At 41.8% G+C, this 6,087-nt stretch carries 7 protein-coding genes; all 7 read right to left on the bottom strand.

Translation table 11 applies throughout. From position 1 onward, the window contains the following. Positions 1-498: 498 nt before the first annotated feature. Positions 499-1,401 (bottom strand): vWA domain-containing protein, encoded by a 903-nt coding sequence (locus AC29Z1_RS11990; RefSeq protein WP_488271699.1) that lies wholly within the window; start codon positions 1,399-1,401, stop codon positions 499-501. 355 nt (positions 1,402-1,756) lie between these two features. Then, positions 1,757-2,470, bottom strand: a complete 714-nt coding sequence (gene sigK, locus AC29Z1_RS11985; protein ID WP_488271698.1) for an RNA polymerase sporulation sigma factor SigK — start codon at positions 2,468-2,470, stop codon at positions 1,757-1,759. Positions 2,471-2,996: 526 nt separating this feature from the next. Continuing rightward, entirely contained in the window at positions 2,997-3,590 is a 594-nt protein-coding gene (gene yyaC / locus AC29Z1_RS11980) for a spore protease YyaC (RefSeq protein WP_488271697.1), read from the bottom strand. A gap of 69 nt (positions 3,591-3,659) precedes the next feature. Then, positions 3,660-4,229, bottom strand: coding sequence for an HDIG domain-containing metalloprotein (locus AC29Z1_RS11975; RefSeq protein ID WP_488271696.1), 570 nt, complete (start codon positions 4,227-4,229; stop codon positions 3,660-3,662). Positions 4,230-4,295: 66 nt separating this feature from the next. Beyond that, complete coding sequence (locus tag AC29Z1_RS11970; RefSeq protein ID WP_488271700.1) at positions 4,296-5,132, bottom strand: metal ABC transporter permease; 837 nt, start codon at positions 5,130-5,132, stop codon at positions 4,296-4,298. A gap of 29 nt (positions 5,133-5,161) precedes the next feature. After that, positions 5,162-5,890: a metal ABC transporter ATP-binding protein gene (locus tag AC29Z1_RS11965; protein WP_488271695.1), complete on the bottom strand. Its 729-nt coding sequence runs from the start codon at positions 5,888-5,890 to the stop codon at positions 5,162-5,164. Positions 5,891-5,901: 11 nt separating this feature from the next. Next, on the bottom strand, positions 5,902-6,087 hold a 186-nt coding region (locus AC29Z1_RS11960; protein ID WP_488271694.1), incomplete at its 5' end, for a Fur family transcriptional regulator.

Raw genomic sequence — 6,087 nt, 5'->3', positions numbered from 1 at the left:
GAACGTAAATATTACCAGGAATTAAAGTTATCTTAAATTTTTCTCAGTTTTGAGTATCCATTAACTTGACATAGTATCACTTTACAAACTCTGTGGAGCAACTATACATAGTTATCCAATATTGGCAAACTATGTATAAGATTCTATGTTATAACTTTGCTATCCTGCTTCATACAAAATGTACCCGCACTTGCGGTACCAAACTGAATCGGTATATTTACTACTGTGAGTGGTAGTTACCTGACAAAAACACCTTTAGTCGCTATTTTAATAATGACTAAAGGTGTTTTATGTTGTTCTAAGAAGGTTTCCTAGAACCTCGGGTCATACATTTGTCTTTCGTTAGTCTGTGATACATTTGATAGTTATTTAATTTACAATTGGGACAAGGATCATTGACAAACTGTACCTGACCGAGAGTATAGGGGCATTTGGGGCAGGGTGGGTTTAATAAATCACTTAATTTCATTTCTACCTCCTGTTAACGTAATACATTCTTTATCGCTTTAAAATATCCCGAAGCTCATTACGCCTTGCAATATCGCCACCATTTGCCTCTAGTTCTTTTAGCTCTTCTTCTAAAACCTGTCGAGCAATATCATTCACATCAGGTATTTTGCCATTATTTGCTGCTGCCGCTTTAACAATATCCCCGAAAACACCTGCTAATTCATCCGCCGCCCCTTTTGCACCACTAACCGCTGCCTTCAAATTAGCAAAAGCTGTCTTGAATTCACCATGAGTAGCATCATTTGACGAATTGTTAACAGATTTTATGTTAGCTCCTGTTGGATTGATTAATCCGGTTAATGGCCTTCCGCTTCTGTATGCCGTAGAAAAAGCCGACATGGCCATGTATACTGCACTTGTTCCTATGGCATTAGCACAATAATTTTGCGCGCGATCTGCTGCTATACCGAGTTTCCCTGCTTCCATTATGGCATCCATATTGGCACCAAAGAATACAAACTCCCATCCATACTTTTGCTTTTGGTGTTCTATCAATGTTTTAATACGATCCGCCGAATACTCACGGCTTGCATTTTCCAGTCCGTCGGTAATAATAACAAATAGTACTTTTTCTGCGCGGCAAATTTCGGCAGTATGTTTCTGCGCTGCATGTATTTTATGGATTGTTTTGCCTAACGCATCAAGCAGCGCGGTAGTGCCTCGAACTGTATAATCCTTGTCAGTCAGCGGCGCAACCGCCCTTATGTCAAGCCTATCGTGGAGTAATTCGTATTGATCATCGAACAATACAGTTGTCACGAGAGCTTCACCTTCCACTGCCTGCTGTTCTTTTAGCATAGCGTTGAACCCACCTATGGTATCACTTTCCAGACCTCCCATCGAGCCACTCCTGTCGATGATAAATACCAGTTCAGTTAAGCCTTTTTTCATGTGAAATCCCCCTCGCAATGTATTATGTTAAAATTTATAAGCGATTTAGCGTGATATACGCTTAACATTCACAAAAAAATCCCCTGTTTGATATAATACTGGGCCGATTAGGCCTTTTGCTTGCATTATATCAAACAGGGGAGGACGGATATTGTCCATGTAAAAAGTATTTATTATGATACTTCCTTTGCTTTCTCCCTTAAAGGGATTACTTCATTGTCCACAGTTATATACTAGCACCAAAGAGCCTTTATTCTACGATAAGGGACTTTTCTTTTCACTGTCAAAATTGTGGATGTAGTTCATATTTTGATGGCAGGTTCTCTTTTTCCCTTCTATTCTTCTTGGTAACGTCTCATTTCGATGAGTTGTTATCTACAGACAAGGTCTTACCTAATTTGTTTATCGCATGCTTTTCGATTCTACTAACATAGCTGCGAGAAATCCCTAAAATTTTAGCAATATCTCGCTGAGTTTTTCGACAGCCGTCAGGTATCCCGAATCGCATTTCCAGCACCCATTTTTCGCGGGCTGTCAATCGCCGAATTTCTCGGCTTAATCGTTCTTGCTCACATAGACTTTCGACTGCTTCTCCCACAACATCCGGGGCGGTTCCGAGAACATCGATTAATGTTATTTCGTTTCCTTCTTTATCGACCCCAATCGGATCGTACAAACTAACCTCACTTCGTATGCGCCGGGTACTTCGTAAATGCATAAGTATTTCATTCTCAATACATCTTGCGGCATAAGTAGCCAGCCTGATCTTTTTGGCAGGATCAAAGGTGTTAATAGCTTTAATAAGGCCTATCGTGCCAATGGAAATAAGATCATCAACATCTTCGCCAGTGTTATCAAATTTCTTTACAATATGAGCTACCAATCTCAGATTGCGTTCAATTAATACATTACGGGCTTCTTCCTCCCCATTCTTTAACCGCTGCAGATAAATCCGTTCATCTTTCTCCGACAACGGCAAAGGGAAGGTGTTATTTGCAATGTACGAGACCAGCAGGGTGATGCCTTTGATTACCGAAGCTGCTAAAACCGTAATAAATGTTAGAGCCATGCAGTCATTCACCCCCCGAAAAATCTGTCGCTTAAATTCTATGGAATAGACAAGATAAATGTGCCTGGTCAATAAAAAAATTTATATGCCACTTGCGCTAGTAATCCGAAGTGGCATATAATCCAGGTAAGAACTTTATACGGTTTGAAAGGATCGTGGTTTCGCTTGGAACGTTATATTGCTGATATTGGTGTATTCTTTGCTGGTACGCTGGTAGTACTTTACATGATGTGGGACAAATTGTTTCCGGAGGAATAATCATAACAGCCAATCACTAATGAAAAGATTAAGGCTTATGTCAAGTCCTTTAGGACGCCGATTGTGCTTTCTATGGCACAATCGGCACTAGCGCCATCCAGGCAAGTTAGACAGCAGCCTTAATCGTACTTACATCAATATGATCCTGGTAAGCTAAAAGAAAGGGCGAGACAGCTTCGCTGACGAGCTGACAGTAAATACTTTCTGTCATATCTCGTTAGCAGGGCAATCTCGCCTTTGGGTTTTACTTATACACGCTAAAACAAGTTCACTTAGCCATAGAGCGAGTGCAGGCCGGCATAGCTTCAACATATATAGTATTAACGGCTTCGGTAAGCACTTCACTAATGACTTTACTTATTTTCATGACCTTCGACAGCGGTGTGCTCTGCAGATCAAGATAACCTATCTGGCTTTGCGCATTCACAACCCCGATTATGGATATATCACCAACAGTAGGCAGCCGATTACCTACCGCAATGCCTGCAGCCAATCCGCCTTGCCAAACTTCAATATTGCCAACTTCATGATTTTTTCCAAGACAAGCGTCAATTGCAATAATAATCGGATGATGAAATCGCTGTTTGATAATATTTAGTGTTTCGATAAAATTACCAGCGTGAACAGGCTGTTCTAATGTACCATATACATGGCAATCAGTGTATTCTGCCAAGTGGGTTCCAATTAATGGTCCCAAAGAATCTCCGGTATAGCGATCAGAGCCAATGCACAACACCACCAACGGCCGTAATTTTATCCCTTCCTGACACTTTAAGAGCATAAGTATGTGATTATATAATTTTTCCCGGCTATCGGCATCATCCAGATTAACGGTTAGCTTATTCAGAACATGTTTTACCATTATCCCTCTCCTTTTAGCTGTCCTTATTAATCTGTATGCCCACCCGCTCTAGTTTATGTTTAATATTCGTTAACTGATAAGTGGCAACTCCTGATACTCAGGTAAAGTTACCGCCTGAGCGAGTGCCTGAGTAACAAATGCGACATGCTCTTTTAAATCAACACCCATAGCAGCAGCACTTGACATAATCGTTTCGCGGTTTACCGCACGAGCAAAAGCCTTGTCTTTCATTTTCTTCATAACCGATTTTACTTCTAAATTCGCTAAACTTTTATCAGGACGCACCAAGGCACAGGCAATGATAAAACCTGTCAGTTCATCTACTGCCAGAAGTGTTTTTTGTAATAACGTACGCTCTGGCTGCCAGTCACGAGCATGGGATTCCACATCAGTAATAAATTGACTGTCATACCCAGCTGCAGAAAGTATTTCCCTAGCATGATTAGGATGATCAGCGGGAAACTTTTCAAATTCAATATCATGAAGCAAACCGACAGCTCCCCAGTATTCAACATCTTCACCAAATTTTGCCGCATAGGCTCGCATCGCAATTTCTACCGCGAGGCAATGGCGTAACAGGACCTCACTTTGTACATGCTGACGTAAAAGTTGCCAAACCTGTTGTCTGTTGTATTCCATATTGTAATCCTCCTAAATTATGTATAATAGTAATTTAATCCGATTATATCAAATTTGCTAGAAAAATTACAAGTTAGATACCTGGCTTTGTGAGCCCGTCTGATGCCAAAGCTGGCAAATACGGCGGAAAATAGCCGTTGCCAAGTAACATAAGATAGCAGTAATAATAATTGAACCACCTGGTGCAATATCCAAATAGAATGCTGCCGTCAAACCGCAACTCACCGACACTACAGCCAAAACAATGGCCCATACCAGTGTAGTCTTAAAGCCTTTTCCCAATAATTCCGCAGCCGCTACTGGCACGATCATTAAAGCACTCACCATAAGAATTCCGACCACCATCATTCCGGTAACCACAGTAATGGCGGTAACGATACTTAATGCCATATTGACCACATTGGTTCGTATACCAGCAACTTTAGCCACTTCCTCATCAAATGAAACTAGTACAAGTTTGTTGAAATTACTAAGAACAAATCCTAAAACAATAATACCGCACCCTATAATCACCATAACGTCCTGCCAGGACACCGTAAGTATGCTGCCAAACAGAAATCCTAGTAAACTGGCACTGGGTATTCGGGTTATAGTACTAAATATTATCGCTAACGCAATGCCTGAATAGAAAAAAATAGCCAACGCGGTATCTGCCATTTGTGTACGGTGGCGGCGTACCAGTTCAATGCCAATAGCCCCGGCAATGGTTAAGGTAAAGGCCCCTAGAGCCGGATAAATACCGGCCAGATAACCGCCTGTTACTCCGGCAAAAGCAATATGCCCCAGGCCGTCACCAATAAGCGACTGCCGGCGTACTACAATAAACATTCCCAAAACCGGACAAATGACAGCCGTTATAAACCCGGCTAAAAATGCCCGTACCATAAAATCGTATTGCAACATTTCCAAAATAAAATCCCCCACTTTTCCAATTAGCCTGTGAAGCCGGAATAGTACCATAAATGCCGCATAGAGGCATGAGTGGATTGAAATTGTTCACTGTCACCAAAGAAACACAGACTCCGATTTATGCACGCTACTTTGCTGGCAAAATGGGTGGCGTTCTCAATATCATGGGAAACCATAACAATGGTAATTCCCAGTGCACTATTAAGTTGGCTCAATAGTTCATAAATTCTCGCGCTTGCAGCATAGTCGATGCCGCTTGTTGGTTCATCTAATAGTAATAATTGCGGGTTACCAGCCAGCGCCCGCGCTACCATGACCCGCTGCTGCTGACCGCCGGATAATTCGCCAATCCGACGGTCTTTTAGCTTATCTGCCCCAACTAATTCCAGCATATGTCTGACAATATGCCGCGATTCTTTACCACTAAGCGACCTTGGGTGATTCACTAGCCCCAATGCCACAATCTCCTCGACTGTAGCCGGAAAAGCCGCCGTATTCTGAGCATAGTACTGGGGTACATAGCCGATCATTCCCCGTCTGGCAGCAGTACGCACTGTCTCACCATTGATCAAAACTTGACCAGTTGAAGGTTCTAGCAAACCGGCCATAATTTTCAGCAGTGTACTTTTCCCAGCCCCATTTGGACCGACCGCTACTACAAATTCACCACTTGTTACAGTAAAAGTGATGTTAGTAAGCACTTGTTCGGTATTATAACCGAAAGTAATATTGTGTAAGTTGATTTCAGCCATAACATTACTCCTCAGGAAAGATTACATTGCCGACATACGCCAAACAACTCTAAGTTGTGACGCACTAATTCGTATCCATGTGTTTGTAACACGAGCATTAATTGGGGATCTATCGGACAATATTCAATACATTGCGTTTGCCCGCACTTTACACACACAATATGATGATGGTGGCTAGTATCCACCAATTCATATCT

The sequence above is a fragment of the Sporomusa sp. genome (assembly GCF_057736855.1).
The sequence above is the reverse complement of the archived record's forward strand: the minus strand, read 5'-3'. Positions and strand labels throughout refer to the sequence as shown.

Coding starts and splice junctions, on each gene's coding strand:
- AC29Z1_RS11990 (WP_488271699.1), bottom strand. CDS start 1,401: ATGAAAAAAGGCTTAACTGAACTGGTATTTATCATCGACAGGAGTGGC.
- AC29Z1_RS11975 (WP_488271696.1), bottom strand. CDS start 4,229: ATGGAATACAACAGACAACAGGTTTGGCAACTTTTACGTCAGCATGTA.
- AC29Z1_RS11970 (WP_488271700.1), bottom strand. CDS start 5,132: ATGTTGCAATACGATTTTATGGTACGGGCATTTTTAGCCGGGTTTATA.
- yyaC (WP_488271697.1), bottom strand. CDS start 3,590: ATGGTAAAACATGTTCTGAATAAGCTAACCGTTAATCTGGATGATGCC.
- sigK (WP_488271698.1), bottom strand. CDS start 2,470: ATGGCTCTAACATTTATTACGGTTTTAGCAGCTTCGGTAATCAAAGGC.
- AC29Z1_RS11965 (WP_488271695.1), bottom strand. CDS start 5,890: ATGGCTGAAATCAACTTACACAATATTACTTTCGGTTATAATACCGAA.